Here is a 17,238-nt window from a genome sequence, read left to right on the forward strand (position 1 = left end):
TACAGGCTGTTTTACAGGTATTCCTGAGTTAAGTTTGTGCCGTTTTTTCATTCTCAGCAACGTTGGCCAGAATATTTACCAACAATTTGTTGATGATAAGTGTCTTCTTCGCTCGGGTCGCTGAGACATACAGCAAATTGATTTCATCTCTAAAGGCTGCTTTGTCCATATTAGGGTCAAAGAGATTATTCGGAAAGTCATTATTGATTTCGACAATGTCCCATTCCAATCCCTTTGCTCGGTGGGCAGTGGTAACGGTAATACTGGCTTCATCTTCAGTATCTACCGTTCGTTTCCGTAAAACATCCACTTTTTTTGGTAATGGCGTGAATTTTTCGATGATTTTGATAGATTGCAACATTTCCTGGTCGCCACTGGCATGCGCTATGCGCTTATAATTGGAATAATTGCGATATTCGGTGTAAAGCCGCTGGTTGCTCATCTTCTTTCGCTTACCGAGTGAAAACCAGTGAAGGTTAATTAATTCATCGATACGATAAGCATGTATCCCGTTGACCCAATAGATAGTTGCTTTTTTGCTACTGGCTTCGAGCGCTGAACCAATTACGCCTGCTACCGTTCGACTGAGGATGGCGCGGTGAGGAAAACCTTGCTTAGGCATATCAATGAGAATGTCATCTTTTTCCCCTCTGCCAACCACTTGATGCGTTTCACCGTTCATGGCCAGTAATGCATTAGCCATATCTGCGATACAAGTACCAAAGCGAAAGCTATGCGTTAACCAGAGACGGTCAGCATCACTAAGCAAAGGCGCCTTTAATGCATCGACCGCCCCTCGAAAACGATAAATCTGTTGATGAGCATCACCCACCATCGCTAATTTCGTCGTTTGACGAAAAACAATATCGTGAGTAACCGGATTAGCGTCTTGCGCTTCATCAAACAAAATAACGTCAAAACGAGGGGAAAGGTTAGGTTGAGAGAGTTGGTACAGCTTCAAATACATATCATGAATAACGGGGAAATTATCAGCAAGGTCAATCATTCGACGCCAGAGTCGTTCACTCTGGATGACAACCTCATTAGCCGTAAACGATTTTTTGACTTCCCCCATCAATATTGAGGGACAGTGGCGTAACATAATCTGATTATCGACACTGCACATAAAGTTCTTTAAGGTGTCCTGAATGGCTTTTACGTATAGCCAGTCATCGCTCTGAGTAGCATTGGCAATATCAAAAAGACGCAGAGAATGGGTTAATCGATTAGCGTAATTTCTACCAAAGCCAGGCCATGCTAGTTGATGGGATGTTTTACAAAGCACATTAGCCGGAAATTTCTCATCCGCCTCTTCCCTCACTGAGCGATTAAACGCAATGTAGAGCATCCGGAGTTCCGGATGCTTTTCGGCATATTTCACTAACGTTGAGGTTTTCCCTGTTCCGGCAAAAGCATTAACCACAAGCTTCTCGCCCTGCCAGTCAATGACAGCTTGTTGTTCTGGCGTTGGATTTATCAAAATTTTTTCCTGCATAACTTAATGCTATAAGTTTACCAGAGAATCCAATAAATAGTTTTGTAGATAAAACGTCTACATTTGCCGAAACGCATAGCCTGTAAAATTAGTTGGCAAAATATAACAATTTGGATGGGTTTGATTGTGAAATACGGAGTTGAAAATCTTTGTTGAAAGTTTATGATTGAGTTGCCATGAGTCGATATTTGATTATTAGAAATAAAAAATTTCCATCAACATAATTAGCCAACTTCAAAAGTTGGCTTTTTCTTTCTTTGAAATCCGAAAATGAAAAATTCGCTAAACGCATTTTGAGACCCAATGAATTTTTTGCTGTACAGAATTTACGTTTTTATCGAGAAAATAGCTCAGAATGGATTACAGGCGGTTTTAGGGGTGGTTATGACGGGTATTTCTGTTTTAATTTTCAAAAATGATTAGATTTAACGATTTTTAGTTTCTGATAGGTGATTCTTGCTGTTCAAAATCGTTCGGTTTCGGACTCTATACAAAACACCTGTACAAAAATAGTCAAATTGTGTTTTGTACAGGCGTTTTAATTCGTACATCGTTTTCGGTCATGTTATTTGACCGCTTCTTTCAAACTTTTACCCGCTTTAAAACTCGGTACGTTTGCAGCAGCAATTTTAAGTGTCTCACCCGTTTTGGGGTTGCGTCCATCTCTGGCTGCGCGTTGCTTAACCTGAAAACTACCAAAGCCAACTAGCTGTACGTCATCTCCCGCCTTTAGTGCTTCTGTCACCGTTTCGATGAATGCGTTAAGTGTTTTCTCTGAATCTTTTTTGGTTAAGTCAGCTTTTTCAGCGATTTGATTGATGAGTTCTGTTTTGTTCATGTTGTGCCTGAATGAGTGGATACTTTAATTCTAGTGATGCTAGCTGTAGCAACTGAATAGTGCAATGTTTCAGTGTAATTAACCAAAAAAAAACAAAAAAATCTTTTTAATTAAAACTCCTCCGCTCGCCGCAAGTCTGTGACCGAGCGGAGCGAGTGAGCAGACGAGGAAGCGGAATATCACAATTGCAAAAAAGAAATACGGTCACTCAGTAGTAATATATTTTTCGGTTAGAGTTTTATTGGATGAAAAGTTATCCACAGAAAAACCTCGCGTGCGCGAAGTTATATTTAGTTATGTATAAGTTAAAAGAGTTAAAAGACAAAAAAAGAGTAGTAAGGTTATGTTTTTACTATATAAAAAAATATAATATTTTCCTAAATTACGATACTTTTTTCCTAAATTACGATACTTTTTTCCTAAATTACGATACTTTTTTCCTAAATTACGAATGACTTGAGAGTTTGTCCACAGTTTTTTTTGCAGTTTTTGATTAATTAACGCTCTGATTTTATCATTAGTTCCTAAATTACGATATGTATGCTATAATTTTCTTAAATTACGATGAATTTCGCAATTCCTAAATTACGAAAAGATCATTTAAAAAAATAAACAAGCTCATTCGGTGCTATCAACACTGAATGAGCTCTAACCAACAATCCTAATCAATCTAGGAGAGAGGCTGTGGTTGATCATACAAAGAAAACAGGAAAACGCAATTTGAAGACGTTACGCCCACGTAAACATAAGCAATTAGAGTTTTTCATTGCCGACGAGGTTGATGTTTCAACTTTTCGCGATGAAATTGCCAGTATGGAGCATCCTTTTTTTGCCTTGAAAGGCGGTGATACAAAAATTAGACAATATAAAAATGGTAGTGTAATCGTTACTGTTAGGCCAGCGGTTGAAATTGGATTAGCAACAATTTTTGATAAGGATATTTGGATTTATGCTATATCTAAATTACAAGAAGCCATTAATAACGGGCGCCCAATTAGTCGTATTATAACTTTTACCCCATATGACTTTTTTGTTACGACTAATCGTAGTTCAAGTGGTGTCGGTTATCGAGAATTAAAAAAAGCACTATCTCGATTAAAAGGTACTACCATTGAAACGAATATCGTATATTCGGAAGATAAGGAAGAAACCGCCATTTTTGGTTTAATTGATAAAGCTAGAATTTTGGAAGATAAAAAGGGTCAACTTGAAATTGGTATGGTTGAACTTACATTACCTGAATGGCTTTATCAGGCAATCACAAAAACTAAGGTATTACAAATTAGTCCTGATTATTTTCGTATCAGGAAAGCAATCGATAGACGATTATATGAAATAGCGCGTAAACACTGTGGCAATCAGCATGAATTTATTATTTCACTCGATAAATTATATGCTAAAACAGGTAGTACAGCAGCTTTATCTAAGTTCAAATTTAATATTAAGCAATTAGCTAAAACGAATGATCTTCCTGATTATGAAATTCTTTTTAATTCCACCACTGATAAAATAATTTTTAAAAATCGCAATCAAAATACTCCTCAGGCAGAAGCTTCACGTAAGAGAGAAAAAGGTAAACGTGAAGTTTATAAGATAAAAAAACACTTATTGAATAAGTGAAATTTATATAAATTAGATAGCAGCTACCTTTTTTATATCTTATAGCTAGCTAAAAAAAAGGTAGCTGAAAGCTTGCAAAATAAACCTCATTTATTATTATCTAATGTATATTAACAAGCTATCTGAAAGATAGCTAATATATATCAGATAGCTTGCGGATAGATATATTTTATCTAAAAATGGTGATAACATGACATGTATAATTGCGTTTGTATCACAGAAAGGTGGGGTAGGAAAAAGTACTTTAAGCAGAGCATTAGCTAGAGAAGCAACAATAGAGGGCTTAAGAACTAAAATTGCTGATCTCGATATACAACAATCCACTACGGTTGATTGGCATAGACGTCGATTGCAATTCAATATACAACCCTTAATTTCAACGTCTAAGAATTTCAAAAATAATTTAACAAAAAGTTAACATACATTATTAAGCAGAATAACGGGGATAAAACGTAATTTTTTCTTTTTTGAGGTGAGAGAAAGATTTATCAATAAGCGGGTAGTTTGCGGAAAAGTGCAGGGAACTACGTTAAGGTTTTATGGGTCTGTAAAATTTTTTGTGTAAATGGCTCCTCCGTTAGCAGGTGATCCGATCACCGTACATCAACATAAATTGACTCATGGCGGGTTTCCAATCTTTGATAGGCATCGTCCATTTTATTGAAATATCTTGCAAGCCTCGATTCTTGAGTTCTGTTATCACCGATAGCCAGAATTTAGCTTCTTCGCTTTTTGCTATCCACAAGCCCAACAATTCCTTCTCTCCATGGATATTTATGCCCAAAGCGAGGTAAACGGATTTGTTGATGACTACGCCGGAATCCTGACTTTTAACAACAATACAATCAAGATAAACGATAGGATACAGCCCCTCCAGCGGTCTCTTCTGCCAGCCTTTAACTCTTCCATCACCTCATTGGTTACCTGAGAAATGAAGGTTCCGGACACACTTCAACTCCATAGACTTCTTGAAAATGTGCCTGAATATCTCGAACCGTTAACCCTCTCGAATACAAAGAAATTATACGTTATATTTAATGTGGTTAATTTTTATTTAAACCAGAAATTTAATCCCCATACTCTTTTTCTTTAATTTTTTGTTTTTCTTCGTGATGTAAAATATTCACTTCATCGTTATCTAATCGTTTAGATTCTTTATCGGAGTCTGCCTCGTCTATCGATAGATTGTTTTCGGTTGGTAATGACAACTCCTCGTCATTCATCAATTTTTCGCTATCCTCACTCTCAAGGAGTTTACTCTCCACATCTTTTAACAATGTCTCACTGATGTCAAGGTTTAACGCTTTATCTATATCGATGGAAAGACTTTCTTCTACTGTAGTTGCTAATTCGTTGAGCTTCTCTTTTTCCTGCGTAATTTCTATCACGATGGTAGTATCCGTTTCTATTTGTTTTAGTGCGCCTGGTAACTGGTCAGTCTGATAGGTTTTGGGTTCCACACTTTCATCGCCCTTCTGAAGAATGATGTACTTACCTTCTTTCGCACCCTGATAACTGGCGCTTTCAAAATCAATATTGCCCGTATAAATCCCTACTGGCAAATGGTAGTTGCCACGGTGGATACCGTTTTCATTGACAACGGGCAATAAGATTTCAGGGGATTTATTTAGGGAACTTAATCTTCCTGCCTCGGCGATGACTGGGTCTACTTTTTTCGCTAATGCGGTTTGGGTGATAACTTTGCTTTGCTCCCACAAAGTTTTTTCACTCACTGCCAATTGGTCATCCTGACGTTTGATAAAATCATGGGCTGAAAAACGCTCACCGCTATGGGTTTCAATGTGCTTTATCCATTTCTCGGTATCGTCGAGGTAGACCTGAACATGGGTTTTACTGCGTGAGAATTCGACATAAGTATTATCCAGCGCGGCCAGTTTCGCTTTGTTGTCACTCGCACCATCATAAACAATCACATAAGGCACGGATGCACCCTGTGAAGCATAAGCGGTAACGGCATAGGTATAATCAAGATGCCGGTCGCTCATTTCCTGATTGGGTTGATAGGTTAATGTCTTACCATTAAAATCAATTAACAAGGTATCCCCTTCAATTTTTTTCACTATCCCTATCTCATTATTTGCCGCCATACGTTCTTTATCGGTGACGGTCAGCCTAATTTTTTCGCCTGGACTGACGGTTATCTTATGCGCCTGATACAATGTGACGGCATCGGGATTTAGCGTCATTACTGAAAGATAACGCTCTTGGTGATTGTCAGACTGATGCAGTGAGAGGGTGCCATCTGCTGACGTTTCATTAATGTGATAATAGGTATATTTTGTTTAATCAGGGGTAACTGGGTGTTTTTGCCTTTGAACGAATCAGCCTACGGCTGCAAATCGATAACCAGTAAGTACAGACATAAAAAAAACCGCCTGTAATTGATTTTAAGGCTATCAAATAAAAAAACCTATCATTCCCTATTACCCATCGTATATCTCTTCATAAAAAGTGATACAGGACGTTTTATAGCGTGTTTTGTCGGTTAGTTAAATAAGATTTGGTTAAATAATCCTGCAACGTTAAAATTGATTATTTTTTCACCCTAAAACATGACAGTTATTAATCGTTAAATGGCTAATTTCGTTTCTTTTTTCCGTGAGTTAACTTCCCGATGAGAGCTGATTTTCAACCCAAACCGTTAAAATTGCTTTTTGAGCGGAATAATGCATGGGCGGCGATCATGGAAACTACCCAACTGAGAGATATTGAAATCGAGGTGGTAACAAAAATGTTAGCCTGTGGCACAACGATGATGGGGTTCCGTCAATACTGTTGTGAAAATGAAGATTGTGCTCATCAGAAGTTAGTTTGTTTTACCTGCAAGGGACGAGGTTGTCCATCCTGTGGAACAAAAGCCACGGATACTTGGATAGACACAAATATAATGCGTTTACCGGATGTCGAATGGCAACATGGTACGTTTACGATGCCGGATAGTCTTTGGCTTCTCTTTGAATTGAATCGATGGTTACTAGGGAAACTGTTCCCGTTTGCTGCGGACAATTTACTTTATGCAGCAAAAAACGGGGATTAACAATGGGTATTTTTGGTGCGCTACATACCTATGGGAGAAAACTAAACTGGAACACGCATATTCATCTCTCATGGACAATGGGCGGCATCAATCAAAATGAAAAATGGAAGTCGATGCAATTTGACCTCGCTAAAGTCAGAAAACGTTGGATGTGGAATATTCGACAATATCTTCTTTCTGTCTGGGGAAAATTTACCTACCTGAAAGTTTACAGCACATAAGAGATTATGATGAGTGGAAGCGGTTTATTCTGAATGCAGGGAAAAATGCTGAAGGTAAAGATTATTGGCATGTTTATTTTGCCGACCCGACATCCAATGCCCAAAAAACAGCAAAGTATATTGGGCGTTACCTGAAGAAACCGCCAGTCTCTGGCGCAAGGCTAGCGCATTATGATGGAGGAAGTCGCATTACGTTGCGGTTTTTCGACCATAATACCGGTCATTATAAAAATTTAGATTTAACCCAGAAAGAATTAATTTTACGGCTTATCAAACAGATCCCCGAGAAACATTTTCGGATGATCCGTTATTTTGGTTTTTGGCAAATCGAGTGGTGGGAAAATTACTCGATATTGTTAGAAAAGCAGTGGGACAATCGGCATTCAAAAGAAAACGTTCGATGACTTTTACCCTGCTAAGCCAGCGGTTTTTAGGAGTCGATCCGTTTAGTTGCATTCTTTGTGGTGGCAGGATGAAATTTTCTCGTTTTATCGAAGGATTGAGGATAGCTCAATTAGTCGATCATGCTTTAGAGATTGCTCGAATGCGTTACGTCCCCTTTTTGGGGTAAGGGGAGATCTACTTAAAATCCACTCAATTGTACAAAGTTAACTCATATTGTTCATAAAAACATCATTACCGCTTATTGACAAATCTTTCTCTCGCCTCAAAAAGAAAAAAATCACGTTTGATACCCGTTATGCTGCTTAATAATTAATGTTAATTTTTCGTTAAATTATTTTTGAAATTCTTATACATTTTGTGAAATTCTTATACATTTTGTTAAACCTTGCCATGACGACGGAGCCTGTTCTTCTGGATGAGGAAGTAGAAGAGTTACGCCGGGCAAGAAATGCCGTCAATACCGTGGGGCGTAATCTGGCTACGATTATTCGTCAACGTCAGTATCATGATGTAAAACAAACAGAATTGTGGGAAGCGGTGAAAAAACTCAATAAGGACGTTGAGGACGTGAAAAAATCCGTGCGGCAATTGACTAATGCTGCTGTGAATGTGCGTAGTGTAAAAATCCGTAATGCGCCAAAATGATAAGGGAATTTTATGTCAAAAAGAATAGGTAAAAATTCGGATGATGAATATAAATCCCGTAAATTACGGGGGCAACAGGAGCAGGCCAGAAGGACACCGTATAACTTTAAAATGCGTAACGGTGGCGCAAAATATGAAAAGAACATTCAAAGCCGGATGTTACAGAAAGGAGCGAGTCGTGAAGTAATGGTAAAAATCACCGGCAGCGCTAACCGGCCTCGCGGGGTTAAAAATGAAATAAACTATATTGCACGAGAAGGGGAAATAACTTTACGTGATAACAATGGCGTGGAATATCACATTGCTGACCGGGAACAACGAAAAGAAGCGTATGAATCGCTTATCGATGATGAAGATAAAAAGCAGTACACCCATGACCGCTCACCTAATCTGGTGCATAATATGGTGTTTTCATCACCGAAGATAGCGGAGGTATCGGAAAAAGATATGCTTAAAGCGGCAGAGGAGACACTAAAAGAAAAATATCCTGAAAACCGCGTTCTGATGGCATACCATACTGATAAAGAACATCATCCACATGTTCATGCATTGCTTCGCATTCCTGATAATGGCGGTAAGCGGATTAATATTCGTAAAAAAGACCTGCGCGAGTTACGCGAGAAGTTTGCCGGAAACCTGCAAAAAATGGGCTATAACGTCAAATGTACCCATAAATATGAGTTCGGGAAGAAAGAGCAGCTTAAACGTGAGCCTGATCGCCTACGAAATCTGTTTGAAGTGGTTGAGTTCGGTCGGACAAATTACCTGTTTGATCCAAAAAACAAGCAGCAAAACTATATCACGCTGCGCACCCTGAAAAACAAAACAGAGATGACACGATGGGGTAGCAATATTGCTGATGAAATCAAGCGTGAAGGGGTAAAAGTTGGCAGTGTGATAAAAATGCGCAAGGAGGGAGAAACCACAGTAAAAGTGCCGCTGACTGATGGGAAGGGCAATCAGCAGGGATGGGCAAATCACAAGCGCAATAACTGGCGCATCGAAAATCAGGGTGCAATGGGCATCAAGCCCGCGCCGTTTGATAAATTGAAACCATTGGATACCTCAGAGCAGTTGTTGAAGCAACAGCGCGGTTTTTCGCTGTTTAAACAAAATCAGGAAGCAACAGTTAAACTTCAGGAGAAACAAAAGCTGGGTATTCGCGTCGGGATATTCAAATTTTAATGTGAAAGAATGGCGAGGGTTATCCCTCATAGGTATAATGCATTAATGAAAAAGACACTTTCCCACCATGACAGTCTGTTTAAGAAATTCCTTGGTGATATCACCATCGCAAGGGATTTTCTGCAAATTCATTTACCGGAAAAACTTCGTCAATTGTGTGATTTTAGTACGCTGGCGATGGAGTCCGGAAGCTTTATTGAGCCAGACCTGCGTAGCCAGTGTTCGGATATGCTCTATTCGATGAAGACCACAGCGGGTCATGATAGTTACGTCTATTGCCTTATCGAGCACCAGAGCAGCCCAGAAAAGCTGATGGCATTTCGTTTGATGCGCTATGCGGTGGCGGCGATGCAACGGCATCTTGAGCAGGGCAACGATCAGTTGCCAGTGGTGATCCCGCTGCTGTTTTATCAAGGTAACACTTCGCCGTATCCCTACAGTACCCATTGTCTGGATTGTTTTGCTGATCCGGAACTGGCAAAGTCTGTCTATATGCAGGCGTTTCCTCTGGTTGACGTGACGGCCATCCCGGATGAGGAGATTGTCACACATCGACATGTTGCCCTGATGGAGCTGGTGATGAAGCATATTCGCACCCGCGATATGCTAGAATTAAGTCAGGATATAGCATCCTTGCTCAATCAGTGGGTATTGCAGCCTGAGCTATTTCGAGGATTAATCTGTTATATTGTAGAACGAGGAAATACTTCTGATGCAAAGCAATTTTTGCACCAGATTGCGGAAAGAGCAACTGATTATCGGGAGGTGGTGATGACTATTGCAGAGCAGCTACGGCAAGAAGGCGAGAAACTTGGTGAACAGCGTGGCATAGAAAAAGGCATTCATCTGGGTGAGCAGCGTGGCATAGAAAAAGGCATTGAAAAAGGCATAGAAAAAGGTAGGCAAGAATCTGCCAGAACCATAGCGCGCCAGCTTTTAGCCAATGGTATTGATCGGGCAATTGTCAAAATGTCGACGGGGCTTTCTGATGCTGAGATTAATGCACTGATGGATTAATCGATGTCGAGTAATACTATTTACCTCGCTCATTTTATGAGCGTGATACGCTTTGTGTGGCAAAGGATTTGTTGGGAAAAATTTTAAAGTTTGCTGATTATTATGGTGTTATCAACGAAGTAGAAGCCTACATCGGGCAGGATGATCCGGCCTGTCATGCCGCGCGAGGCTGTACGCCACGAACAGCCGTCATGTTTGGTGCTGCCGGGTTTTCCTATGTTTATCTTATTTACGGCATGTACCATTGCCTGAATATTGTGACCGAACGTGAAGGATTTCCAGCGGCAGTTTTAATTCGGGGAATCGATTTATACAAACCCACAGTTATTGCTTTGGATGGGCCGGGTAAACTGTGCAAAAAATTAACTATCACGAAAAATAATAACCAGATTGATTTAACACAATCGCATAATTTTTGTGTTTACGATACCACAGCCAGACCAGAATACATTGCCACACCAAGAATCGGCATAAAAGTTGGCACTGACAAATTATGGCGTTTTAAGTCAATGTAAACACGGTTAAGAGTGACCCTCAATATACACCTACTTCTATTAAGATATCCTTGCCGATTTTCCTCTCAGGCGCTATAATTTAGACGTTAACTCTCAATGGTTAACCGGGTGTAGGAACCTGTGTATCTTACTGGCGACACCAGACGCGCCATGCGTCTTTTTTTACGTCGCAAAAACGCCTAGGCATACCTGTAAATTATGGTGGCTCAGGTGGGGCATCCTTTGTGGTGGCCGGTATCAGTAAGGCCGGTATTCCTACCCCCGTCTGGGCTACCACCCATGAGTGTAGGAACTCCAGTGGTAGCGAAAACCAGCTACTTACTGAGGTTGCTATTATGGCTACTATCCTACTTAAAACTCGCCCTAAAAGTCTGCATTCCATTTTTTGCCAGCGTGTCTATAACGCCAGACCCGCCATACTCGCTGAATTTGCGCGTATTTCACGTCATTTGACGCCGCGCCAACGTGCATCCCTTCTGAAGATAGGGGGTGCCGCATGAACAGCCCCATCAAGCAATTTTGCCAAAGTCTCACGATCCCCTGCGGCTTTACTGACGCTGAATCAGAGGTTTATACCAATGCCGCGATGACCGATATTCTGGGGATGACGGTAGAATCTTCTCAAGTATTGGATGTTTTTCATGCACGCGAAGAGATCACGCGTAATAAAAGATTGCCGTTATCGCTGCTGAGTACGTTACCCGCTGGTTACAAAAAACCGCCTCAACCGTTGCGGTTTGATTTTTTTCCGCGCTTCGATGAAAAGAACGTTTATCAAGGAGCATTTTTTTATGCTCAACCCTTCTTGTTTTTATCGCTGCTTGAATATATCGAAGGTGAGTCACCTTATACCATTAATCTGATTCAGTCAGATTGCAGATTTAGTCAGCGAGAGCGCCAAATTGTATTTTTTACACTACAGCGATTAAGTAGCAAAGAAGTTGGCAGAAAACTTAATTTGTCCCATCGGACGATAGAAAACAACTTGCAATCGATTTATCAGAAATCGGGTGTGCATAACTGTAGGCAATTTAGAAGCTATTGCCGCACTAACGGTATAAATCAATACCTTCCTCCTGAATTTCTACCTTCTGGTAGTCAAGTCATTAGCGTTTAAGACTCGTCGTCAGAGTGATGTGCTCTGACGGTTACGCTAACTGAACAGGGGGGATAATGAAGTATTTTCGGATTGAAGATTTTACGCCTTACTCAGAACTTTTTCCAAAACTCTCTAAAAGAGAAATCGAAATTTTATCACTTTTTAGGGTTGGATTAACGAGGAGTGAAATCGCTTTAAAAATTAATATTAGTGTAAGTACGATAGATAATCATTTGAACAGCGCAATGCATAAGTACGAACTTAATTCCTCTTCTGAATTAAAGGCGTTATTTAATTTTATTATTCAAGATGCCTTTATTAAATTAATCGCCTCTACGTGACTTTAATGAGAAAACACTCTGCAATTTATCCACAAAATTTGTGGAGTGTTATTTTAAATAACATTTGTTTTATCTCATTGATAAATATGCATTTTATTTATTTTTGTTTTTAAGTTATTGATTTTTATGTTTTTATTTTTATGGAAAACGGAGGTTCCCTCCATACCCCGACCTGATTTTTTAATGCATCATCTTCCCTCGCCCACGTTTTCCGGGTGACCTGATTCTGAAAACATCCAGTGTTGGTAGAGGTGCCTGTTATCTGAATAGTTGCGCCTGCTCTTTAACAAATCGGTATCGGCGATCCGCAGTATGGCGGAAAACGATGTAGTCATGCTGCATGGCTCGTTATTTCGCTGCTAAAAAATTAGCGACGGAATAACGGGTTGATCGCCGGTAGCCTTGATTTTTACGCTCAAGGCGGAGCTTATAACGCTTTCTGGCTGGATGTATGCCGACACAGGTGTACACAAATCACCAATAGGTGGATTTGTAGTAAGTATTTTCTGGTGTACTTACCATAAATCTTCTTTTAGGGGGATAAATGAATGAACGCTCGTCAACGCTGCCGTGAGCGTCGTCAAATGCGCTATCGTGAACAGTGCAAAGAAAACGATGAAATACGGCTATTAAGACTCAGTATTATTAGGGGATATGAAAAAATGTCCCGTTCAACCGAAGAGATTATTGATTCAATATGGAGAAAAATATTAAATAAAAAACGAGATAATACCGATATGCTGGCCGATTTTCTTTATACGTTAAAAACAGGATTACAGATGAGGAATAAAAAAGAAGAAGCCAGTTTTACTAACTGCTGTTTACCCAGAACTTGCCTCTATGCGGTAAATCGCCGCCGCCGCTAGTCCTCTTTATCAAGGAAAAAGATAATGTTTAAACAACTTTCGCGTCCGGGGAAAAATATTTATGTTGGCGCGGCATTACGTGACCGCCTCGATAAAATCGTGCTCGATATCGGTCATTATATTGGGCGTCCCGTCACTATCTCTGAATTTATTAACTATGTGGTTGAACGACATGGCGATGAAGCAAGGGATAATTTAAAGCGCATTTTAGGCACCGAGGAGGAAAGAACACAGCCTGATAAAAAAAGGAGGTAAATTCATGTTATCCACCACGGCGTTTCTTGCCTTAGCCATGCAGTGTGCGCCTTCTGTCCATCCTGATACGGCCTTGGCGGTTGCCAGAGTGGAGTCCGGTTTTAATCCTTATGCCATCGGCATTGTAGGCGTAAAAAAAGGACTGTTTCCTGAGAGCAAAAACCAGGCACTTTCACATATTAATCAATTAAAAACACAAGGAAAACGTTACTCGCTGGGCCTGATGCAAATCACCAGTACCAATTTTAAAACCTACAATGTTAATGATGAACAACTCTTCGAACCCTGCACCAATCTTGCCATTTTTGAAAAAATCATGACCGATTGCTATCAGCGCGGTGGCACTTTGAAAAGAGCACTTAGTTGCTATTACGCCGGTAATTTTTCAACGGGGTTGAAAAAAGAAGGCTCTGTCGCATTAATGTGAAAAGTTTGATTTGTGGTATTTAAAGGAATTGTTAGGCAGCTAAAGCATAAAAGGCATCTACCGGAGAGAGCGTTTGTCCATTGATAGGGATTTGTTGTTTATGAAGCATATGCAGTATTTCTATTCCTTCCAATAACACTTTTGCCGTTTGATACGTTTTAAATCCTAACCTCGATCGATAGCGTTTTTTAATAAAACGGTGATCTTGCTCCACGATGTTATTTTGATAACGGCACTGCCGGCTTTTTATCATGAGATCGGGTTTATTAACTAATTGAATGGCTGCTCTGTTTGCTTTGCTTCTATCGATATTAATCACCGTTGGATAAGTATTTTGAACAATAGCTTTTCTTAAAAACCGATAGGCGGATTTCTTATTGCGCTTTTTACTTAACATGAAATCAATGGTTTCGCCATGACCATTTACCGCTCGATAAAGATAATGCCATTTCCCTTTTATTTTTATATAGGTCTCATCCAGATACCAGCTGCCACCATAGATTTTTCGTTTCTTTCGGGCAACACTGGCCAGCTTTGGTGTTAATCGTAATATCCAACGATGGATCGTAGAGTGATCAACAAATATACCCCTTTCTTGCATCATCTCTTCGAGATTACGCAGACTTAATGAATAAGCTAAATACCAATGTAGACAAACTAAAATAACTTCGACGGGATAGTGGAGACGTTTAAAAGTTTGTTTAACTATATTCATAGTGGCATCTCATATCGGTATAAAAATAGCTAACTTTTCATTTTATCAAATAGATATTCTTAATGCGACAGAACCAATTACATTGTTATTTTTCGTCGCGGTCGCTTTGACCCGTTCGGGTATTTTGATGCGCTTTGCGATATTTGAAGAACATTTGTGTAATGAATGAAGTCTGGATTCTATTTCACTAAGTGAAATAGAATTATACTTAGTCCATTATTTGCTATAGGATTGCCCCTACTCCTTAGTAATGAGCACAATCTGAGTAATCGATGTTAAATATCCGCACCACACCTTTACTGGTTGCCACTTTTTACAGTTTAAACTTCATCTTAAAGCATTAATCACGTTTTGATAAAAATAGAGGTCAACTTCAATGAAGCATGAGTCATTAAAAAAACAAACAGAGGATCTATCTGGATTTATAGGCACCGATTTTCTATATGCGTACGACAATGGATGGAAATATGAATGGTATGCTCGTAATCATACTACATGTGATTACCGAATCTATTATGGTCTTGTTGGAGGGCGTTGGGTCACACACCAAAAGATGCATGCGATTAAATTTGCATCACATGTTTATAAAGTCGACTGGCATGAACCTACTGGTACATCCGTAAGCCTTTTGTTTGATTTAAAGCGGGAATTAGTACACGGAACAATATTTTTCCCTCAATGGATTGCTGGTGAAGGGCAACATCCTGAAAAAACTATCTGTTATCAAAATGAATTTATTGATGACATGCTCCGATTCCGTGACGAAGGTCCTGCTTATCCTTACGTAATTATTTCTGAATTTGCAAAAATTGTTTCCATGAAAAATGAAGGGCTGGATAATGATGAAGTTATCAATAAAGCGCCAGGGCAACTTCCTCCTTGTTTTTGTGACGAAATTAAAAATGCTCGATAATATAATAATTTAGATGTTAGTTTGTTGTTGAATAAATATATCTTTCTCTTGCGTATTCCGGTGAAAGTGGACAGCGATTCCGGCTACTTGATGAATCATGCTAATAATTAACAAGGTGTTGTTGTGATAGGATTGTTAAGTTTGACTCCCATTTTTTATGGCAACGTTTCTCTTGCAGGGCTGAAGCGGAGCGAGCACCGAACAACCCTGCCGCAGAATCGGAATATCCTCTGTCAAATTCGACTTGTTCACACCTGTAGTGGTCTAATAAAACTGTAGAGATTTATAGCTTATAATTAAGCAAAATCTTATAGGTATAAACATGCCACGAAAAGTAAAAGTGACCTTTAGCGCAAAGCAAAAACTGGAATATGCAAAACTCATGGTTGAAGGTGGATATAGCAATATCCAAGTTGAAAAAATATCCGGTGCGGGTAAATCTGCCGTATCGCGCTGGAAGCAACAATATCTTGCCGAGTTGAATGGGAATACGCCTGTAAAATCAAAAGCGTTAACGCCCGAGCAACAGCGCATACAAGAATTAGAAGCAAAACTTAAGCGTGCTCAGAGGGATAATGACATATTAAAAAAGCCGCGGCTTACTTCATCCTCGACAATCAAAACTCAAAATCGTGAAGCAAATGAAAATTATGTACCCCAATTTTACGGTCACTGAGTTATGCCATCTTTTTGAAGTAAGCAGTAGTAGTTTTTATTATGAAACGAAAATACCGACAGTTGAAAATGAAAGGCTGTGTGGCGAAATCAAACGTATTTTTTATACATCGGGCCAAACTTATGGCAAAAGACGTATCCAAGCTGAGTTAAAGGGTTTAGGTGCCAGATTGGCACTTATAAAATATCAAACATCATGAAATTAAATCAATTAGTTGCAATTAGACCAACGAAAAAGCATTACTATCCCTCATCGGGTAACGAACATCGATATGCCCCTAATTTGCTTAAACGACAATTTTCCCCTCAACAGCATAATCACTATTATGTCGGTGATATCACGTATATTAGATATCACTATGGGTGGAGCTATTTAGCTTGCGTGTTAGATTTAGCCACCAAAGAAGTTATTGGTTATGCCTTATCAACAAAACCGGATACGAAATTAGTGAAAGAAGCCTTAGATAACGCCATTGAACGGCAATTACCGGATACGACAAGTTTGATGTTCCATTCAGATCAAGGTTGCCAATATTCATCGGAGGAGTTTAGGGCGCACCTCTTTGAACGGAAAATAACTCAAAGCATGAGTCGGCGAGGTAATTGCCTCGATAATGCCGTGATGGAAAGATTTTTTAGGAGTTTAAAGACAGAAAAGCTTAACCATTTATCGTTTATGAATCATCAATCTGTTGTCTATGAAGTTGAAAATTACATTCAGTTTTATAATTATTATCGACGCCATTCAACGATTGGTTATTTAACGCCACATCAAAAATATCATGAACTAAAGAATGCCGCTTAGATCTTCTACAGAATTTGTTGACCATTACACTGACGGGTTGTAAGGTATTTCGATGTGAGAGCAAAGCTCAAAAGCTGCTCGATTGATATGCCGCACGCTTTCATTATGCGTGCAATATGCGTACTATTTCGCATAGTCCGACT

16 protein-coding genes and 5 pseudogenes are annotated in these 17,238 nt (G+C 39.5%); 15 read left to right on the forward strand and 6 right to left on the reverse strand.

Annotated elements, in window-relative coordinates; genetic code table 11:
* Positions 1-28: 28 nt before the first annotated feature.
* Positions 29-1,495, reverse strand: a complete 1,467-nt coding sequence (locus WH390_RS15550; protein WP_032116539.1) for a UvrD-helicase domain-containing protein — start codon at positions 1,493-1,495, stop codon at positions 29-31.
* A 565-nt stretch (positions 1,496-2,060) separates the two neighbouring features.
* Entirely contained in the window at positions 2,061-2,333 is a 273-nt protein-coding gene (locus WH390_RS15555; protein ID WP_032116538.1) for an HU family DNA-binding protein, read from the reverse strand.
* 684 nt (positions 2,334-3,017) lie between these two features.
* Here WH390_RS15555 and WH390_RS15560 point away from each other — a divergent pair.
* Positions 3,018-3,953 (forward strand): replication initiator protein A, encoded by a 936-nt coding sequence (locus WH390_RS15560; RefSeq protein WP_032116537.1) that lies wholly within the window; start codon positions 3,018-3,020, stop codon positions 3,951-3,953.
* Between the two features lie 190 nt (positions 3,954-4,143).
* Positions 4,144-4,332, forward strand: a pseudogene (locus WH390_RS15565) (ParA family protein); the annotation flags it as partial.
* A gap of 240 nt (positions 4,333-4,572) precedes the next feature.
* Here WH390_RS15565 and WH390_RS15570 read toward each other — a convergent pair.
* Together WH390_RS15570 and WH390_RS15575 are read right to left on the reverse strand one after the other, a co-directional pair.
* Positions 4,573-4,981: pseudogene (locus WH390_RS15570) on the reverse strand (transposase); the annotation flags it as partial.
* 39 nt (positions 4,982-5,020) lie between these two features.
* Entirely contained in the window at positions 5,021-6,160 is a 1,140-nt protein-coding gene (locus tag WH390_RS15575) for a conjugative transfer relaxase/helicase TraI domain-containing protein (RefSeq protein ID WP_032116535.1), read from the reverse strand.
* A 428-nt stretch (positions 6,161-6,588) separates the two neighbouring features.
* Here WH390_RS15575 and WH390_RS15580 point away from each other — a divergent pair.
* From WH390_RS15580 to WH390_RS15615, 8 genes and pseudogenes are all read left to right on the forward strand, one after another.
* A pseudogene (locus WH390_RS15580) lies at positions 6,589-7,803 on the forward strand (IS91 family transposase).
* 224 nt (positions 7,804-8,027) lie between these two features.
* Complete coding sequence (locus tag WH390_RS15585) at positions 8,028-8,282, forward strand: hypothetical protein (protein ID WP_395971315.1); 255 nt, start codon at positions 8,028-8,030, stop codon at positions 8,280-8,282.
* Between the two features lie 12 nt (positions 8,283-8,294).
* On the forward strand, positions 8,295-9,467 hold the full coding sequence (gene mobP1, locus WH390_RS15590) for a MobP1 family relaxase (protein ID WP_395971317.1): 1,173 nt from the start codon (positions 8,295-8,297) through the stop codon (positions 9,465-9,467).
* Between the two features lie 45 nt (positions 9,468-9,512).
* Positions 9,513-10,484 (forward strand): Rpn family recombination-promoting nuclease/putative transposase, encoded by a 972-nt coding sequence (locus WH390_RS15595; RefSeq protein ID WP_395971319.1) that lies wholly within the window; start codon positions 9,513-9,515, stop codon positions 10,482-10,484.
* A gap of 56 nt (positions 10,485-10,540) precedes the next feature.
* On the forward strand, positions 10,541-10,999 hold the full coding sequence (locus WH390_RS15600) for a DNA-3-methyladenine glycosylase (protein ID WP_395971321.1): 459 nt from the start codon (positions 10,541-10,543) through the stop codon (positions 10,997-10,999).
* A 227-nt stretch (positions 11,000-11,226) separates the two neighbouring features.
* Positions 11,227-11,499, forward strand: a complete 273-nt coding sequence (locus tag WH390_RS15605; protein WP_395971323.1) for an ash family protein — start codon at positions 11,227-11,229, stop codon at positions 11,497-11,499.
* On the forward strand, positions 11,496-12,116 hold the full coding sequence (locus tag WH390_RS15610; protein WP_395971325.1) for a helix-turn-helix transcriptional regulator: 621 nt from the start codon (positions 11,496-11,498) through the stop codon (positions 12,114-12,116). Before WH390_RS15605 ends, WH390_RS15610 begins: the two co-directional genes overlap by 4 nt.
* Before the next feature lie 56 nt (positions 12,117-12,172).
* Positions 12,173-12,439 (forward strand): helix-turn-helix transcriptional regulator, encoded by a 267-nt coding sequence (locus WH390_RS15615; RefSeq protein WP_395971327.1) that lies wholly within the window; start codon positions 12,173-12,175, stop codon positions 12,437-12,439.
* Positions 12,440-12,787: 348 nt separating this feature from the next.
* On the opposite strand, the gene WH390_RS15620 is transcribed toward WH390_RS15615, so the two are convergent.
* Positions 12,788-12,910 (reverse strand): hypothetical protein, encoded by a 123-nt coding sequence (locus WH390_RS15620; protein WP_406850738.1) that lies wholly within the window; start codon positions 12,908-12,910, stop codon positions 12,788-12,790.
* A 77-nt stretch (positions 12,911-12,987) separates the two neighbouring features.
* Between WH390_RS15620 and WH390_RS15625 the strand changes: the two genes are divergently transcribed.
* From WH390_RS15625 to WH390_RS15635, 3 genes and pseudogenes are all read left to right on the forward strand, one after another.
* Entirely contained in the window at positions 12,988-13,305 is a 318-nt protein-coding gene (locus WH390_RS15625) for a hypothetical protein (RefSeq protein ID WP_395971329.1), read from the forward strand.
* 24 nt (positions 13,306-13,329) lie between these two features.
* On the forward strand, positions 13,330-13,560 hold the full coding sequence (locus WH390_RS15630) for a hypothetical protein (protein WP_395971331.1): 231 nt from the start codon (positions 13,330-13,332) through the stop codon (positions 13,558-13,560).
* Positions 13,561-13,564: 4 nt separating this feature from the next.
* Positions 13,565-13,972: pseudogene (locus tag WH390_RS15635) on the forward strand (lytic transglycosylase domain-containing protein); the annotation flags it as partial.
* Between the two features lie 46 nt (positions 13,973-14,018).
* On the opposite strand, the gene WH390_RS15640 reads toward WH390_RS15635, so the two are convergent.
* A complete protein-coding gene (locus WH390_RS15640; protein WP_395971333.1) occupies positions 14,019-14,702 on the reverse strand; it encodes an IS6 family transposase in 684 nt (227 codons plus the stop codon).
* Between the two features lie 376 nt (positions 14,703-15,078).
* Between WH390_RS15640 and WH390_RS15645 the strand changes: the two genes are divergently transcribed.
* Both WH390_RS15645 and WH390_RS15650 read left to right on the forward strand, forming a co-directional pair.
* Positions 15,079-15,615, forward strand: coding sequence for a phenolic acid decarboxylase (locus tag WH390_RS15645; RefSeq protein ID WP_032116586.1), 537 nt, complete (start codon positions 15,079-15,081; stop codon positions 15,613-15,615).
* A 322-nt stretch (positions 15,616-15,937) separates the two neighbouring features.
* A pseudogene (locus WH390_RS15650) lies at positions 15,938-17,095 on the forward strand (IS3 family transposase).
* The last annotated feature ends 143 nt before the right edge of the window (positions 17,096-17,238 follow it).

The organism is Candidatus Arsenophonus nilaparvatae (assembly GCF_045346035.1).
Taxonomy (GTDB): domain Bacteria; phylum Pseudomonadota; class Gammaproteobacteria; order Enterobacterales; family Enterobacteriaceae; genus Arsenophonus; species Arsenophonus nilaparvatae.